7 protein-coding genes are annotated in these 3,244 nt (G+C 35.5%); 4 read left to right on the forward strand and 3 right to left on the reverse strand.

What is annotated here, in order from left to right:
- Positions 1-168 (forward strand): hypothetical protein (locus KI369_RS29950; RefSeq protein WP_438800515.1); only part of this gene is annotated, 168 nt, incomplete at its 5' end.
- A 24-nt stretch (positions 169-192) separates the two neighbouring features.
- On the opposite strand, the gene KI369_RS25790 is transcribed toward KI369_RS29950, so the two are convergent.
- Positions 193-678, reverse strand: coding sequence for a VanZ family protein (locus KI369_RS25790; protein ID WP_212958246.1), 486 nt, complete (start codon positions 676-678; stop codon positions 193-195).
- Between the two features lie 110 nt (positions 679-788).
- Between KI369_RS25790 and KI369_RS25795 the strand changes: the two genes are divergently transcribed.
- A complete protein-coding gene (locus KI369_RS25795) occupies positions 789-1,013 on the forward strand; it encodes a DUF1659 domain-containing protein (RefSeq protein WP_212958248.1) in 225 nt (74 codons plus the stop codon).
- 101 nt (positions 1,014-1,114) lie between these two features.
- Positions 1,115-1,330 (forward strand): DUF2922 domain-containing protein, encoded by a 216-nt coding sequence (locus tag KI369_RS25800; protein WP_212958250.1) that lies wholly within the window; start codon positions 1,115-1,117, stop codon positions 1,328-1,330.
- A gap of 19 nt (positions 1,331-1,349) precedes the next feature.
- Here the strand turns inward: KI369_RS25800 and KI369_RS25805 are convergent, their stop codons facing one another.
- The gene (locus KI369_RS25805) at positions 1,350-1,748 is read right to left on the reverse strand and encodes a DUF4359 domain-containing protein (protein ID WP_212958252.1); all 399 of its coding nucleotides are present in this window, start codon (positions 1,746-1,748) and stop codon (positions 1,350-1,352) included.
- Between the two features lie 194 nt (positions 1,749-1,942).
- On the opposite strand from KI369_RS25805, the gene KI369_RS25810 reads away from it, so the two are divergent.
- Positions 1,943-2,449 carry a competence protein ComK gene (locus KI369_RS25810; RefSeq protein ID WP_212958254.1) on the forward strand — a complete coding sequence of 169 codons (507 nt, stop codon included), beginning with the start codon at positions 1,943-1,945 and terminating at the stop codon, positions 2,447-2,449.
- Positions 2,450-2,504: 55 nt separating this feature from the next.
- Here KI369_RS25810 and KI369_RS25815 read toward each other — a convergent pair whose 3' ends face one another.
- The gene (locus KI369_RS25815; protein ID WP_212958256.1) at positions 2,505-2,975 is read right to left on the reverse strand and encodes a sigma-70 family RNA polymerase sigma factor; all 471 of its coding nucleotides are present in this window, start codon (positions 2,973-2,975) and stop codon (positions 2,505-2,507) included.
- Between the last annotated feature and the right edge of the window lie 269 nt (positions 2,976-3,244).

Raw genomic sequence — 3,244 nt, forward strand, 5'->3', positions numbered from 1 at the left:
CAAAAACGCTTCGTCCACGTTCATAAACTGATTACAACGGGGACACTCGAAGAAAAAATTGATGAAATGTTAGAAAGAAAACAATCACTAAACAACGCCGTCATTACAAGCGATAGTTGGATGACCGAACTATCTACAGACGAGCTAAAAGAATTACTTGGTGTATAAACAAAAGGAGCTAATCTCAAAAGATTAGCTCCTTTTTCTATTCCAAAACCAATTACTTATTATAATCCCAGTTAATCCGCCACACGTATCCAGTAATGAATCTTGCCACATCGGTGTACGATCTCCCGTAGTCCATTGATGAATTTCATCAAATGTTGCATATCCCGCAACGAAAAGAAGAGCATATATAAAGCACCTTTTTCTCGAATAACCCGATCGATGAAAAGCATAATACGTCAATGAACCGAGCATAAAGAACACCATAAAATGAGCACCTTTACGAAGGAAAAACTCAATAAATCCGCCTACACCTTTATTTGCAATGCTAACAGGTGTACCACCGCCATAATCGATAGATACCCACGAGAAATGCTCTTTCACAAACTCAACATTTACATATCGTTCAATATCCGAACGCATATCCTGGTTTTTATATGGTTGTGCCGAGGAATAGAAAATCAACCCCATCCATAGTAAAACAGGAATCCAAAATAACCATTTACGATTCATTCTTCCGAAGCCCCTCTCTTAGTCTTTTAAGCGTACCAAAAAAAAGAATAAATTTCACGCCAAAACCTGACATTCACGCCCTATTTATAAAGTGAAAGGGGGTGATAAACATGGCAGTCGAAACAATCGTAATGGATTCAACTTTACGTCTTGTCTTAAACAATGGATTAGATAAGAACGGAAAAACAGCTTTTAAGCACAAACAATTTAAGCGTGTTAAAACAAACGCAAACTTAGCGCAAGTACAAAACGTAGCACGTGCTCTTGCTTCTTTACAAGCATCACCGCTTCACGCTATACAACTTGTTAGCACATCAGATCTTTCTACCCTATAAGGTTAAACTCTACTCAGTGGGGGGATCTCTTGCTAATTATTAACTAACACCGATTGCTCTATCTGCATATAGCACGATAAATAAAAAGGAGGAAATAATGTATGCAAATACTAGAATTAATCTTCGCGAAAGAAGATGGAAAAACCGTTGTCTTTTCTATTGAGAAACCGATCACACCCGTCGATGCACAAATCGTAAACCAAGTAATGGATACCATCCTTGCCTCATCTGTCTTTTCGTCAATCAATGACAATACTCGAAAAAAAGGAGCTCGTCTCGTAGAAAAGAATGTATCTGAAGTTCCCATTACCTTATAAACAAAAAGACGAATCTGCATCATTTTGCAGATTCGTCTTTTTTCTTCGGCATTTCAATCGGAATAAAGATTTTTGAAAAACCGACGCATACATATTTATAGTGTTCTCCGCCTATATCAAACTCCGTCGTATATGTTGAGAAGAAAATATAATCATTTCGCTTTGTATAATTCTCGATTAATAATCCCACTTGTGGCTCAACATATTTTTTCGCCAACTTCTTACCAGCCGATGCTAAATCGCCAAGGAGGCCCTCTTCATTTTCCTTTTGAACTTCGTCTAGCTTCTTACTTACATCATTACGTTTCATAAACTGTTTTGCTGCCCAGTCCGTATATTCACCTTTACTCGGATTACTATTTGCTAAATATACTAGAAGAACAACAACTAGAGCCATAAAAATATACTTTTTCTTCATACTATCTCACCGCCTACTCTTTTCTATTTTCATATATATGTACAAGCGATGCAAATTAGAAAGACTATCATCTATTGATTGTAAACGAATAGCCAAAATTTACAATATGAAACAGAATATTAACAATCAATTTACTTAATTCGTATATAATTATATTTAGAATTATCATCATTTATAAAGGGGGAATCAAATTTATGAATGAAGAAAATGATATTATTATTTCTAATTCTACAATGATGTTAGAGCCATACAAGCACCCTTATTATCAAACAAAGATTATCGAAAGTAGCGGGAATCATCTTTACTCCTGTCAAACTGCTCTCCAACTCATCAAGCAATCTTGTCTAACCAATGTTCACTCTACTTATCAAGGCAGACGTAAAGCAGTTCAAACAAACTTTCATTTCAAACAAAATGTCCCAATTCCAATTAATCATCGAGAATATATTTGTGCTTTCCCAACAGAATCTCCTTCTTCTCCAAACTGTATTTGGCTGTTTTATAACCATATAGATGACATAGAGTTTTTCAAAAAGAGTAAAAAAGCTAACATTCATTTTTCAAATGGCACTACTACAACTATACATATCAGTCCCCATAAGTTAAAACAACAATTATTAAAAGCTGGGTATGTATTATCGCGTATGAACATGCAAGATTCACTACAATTTAAAAACCTCTTATTACATTTACTACCTTAACAGAATAAGTAGAATGGAAAGCAATATCCCTTGCCTTCCATTCTTATGATAGTATTTATCCTCTTAAGCTATTTCGCATTTTATCAAGTGCTTGCCGATACACCCATCTCACTTGATAATAAGTCATTTCCATCTCGCTAGCGATTTCCCCCATCGTCTTTCCTACAAAAAAACGTTCAAAAATAATGTACTTCTCCTTCTCATCTAATACACTCATAAAATCCTTCGCTCTCATTTCAATATCTTCAAAATGAAAGATATCCTCATACTCCCCTACACATACACACTTTTCTTGCACTGCAAACTCTTTCTTCAACCTTTCTAATATATAACCACGCACCGTTATAACTGCATATGCAGGAAAACTTCCTTTCTCCGCATCATACCTTTCATACGCATGCCAAAGACCAATTAACCCACATTGATAATACTCTTCATAATCTTGATAAATCCCTAGCTTCTTTATTTGATTCACAATCATACCTTCATACAACACAACTGCCTCTGTAAAAGTCGCTGGCTTCACACAGTACCCATTTCTAAAAGGTATACCTTTCTAGTATTCCGCGGTACCTTCACAATATAAAAATACCGAAGGGAATTCACTGTGAGTAATTTCAAATACGACCACTGAAATTTGAAATTACATGAAGTAGAATTTGAAATTTTGCTGGTGGTATTTGAAATAAGGGTAAAAATAAAAAAGGTGACTCTTGGGAGAGCCACCTTTTAGTCCAATCATATTATACCGGCAAACCAGGTAAAAACTTTGCCATCAATACAACAATCGCAGCT

Source organism: Bacillus sanguinis (assembly GCF_018332475.1).
Taxonomy (GTDB): Bacteria; Bacillota; Bacilli; order Bacillales; family Bacillaceae_G; genus Bacillus_A; species Bacillus_A sanguinis.

Bases quoted from the DNA above. Each gene is read 5' to 3' on its own strand.
- KI369_RS25790 (WP_212958246.1), bottom strand. From the start codon at position 678: ATGAATCGTAAATGGTTATTTTGGATTCCTGTTTTACTATGGATGGGG.
- KI369_RS25795 (WP_212958248.1), top strand. From the start codon at position 789: ATGGCAGTCGAAACAATCGTAATGGATTCAACTTTACGTCTTGTCTTA.
- KI369_RS25800 (WP_212958250.1), top strand. From the start codon at position 1,115: ATGCAAATACTAGAATTAATCTTCGCGAAAGAAGATGGAAAAACCGTT.
- KI369_RS25805 (WP_212958252.1), bottom strand. From the start codon at position 1,748: ATGAAGAAAAAGTATATTTTTATGGCTCTAGTTGTTGTTCTTCTAGTA.
- KI369_RS25810 (WP_212958254.1), top strand. From the start codon at position 1,943: ATGAATGAAGAAAATGATATTATTATTTCTAATTCTACAATGATGTTA.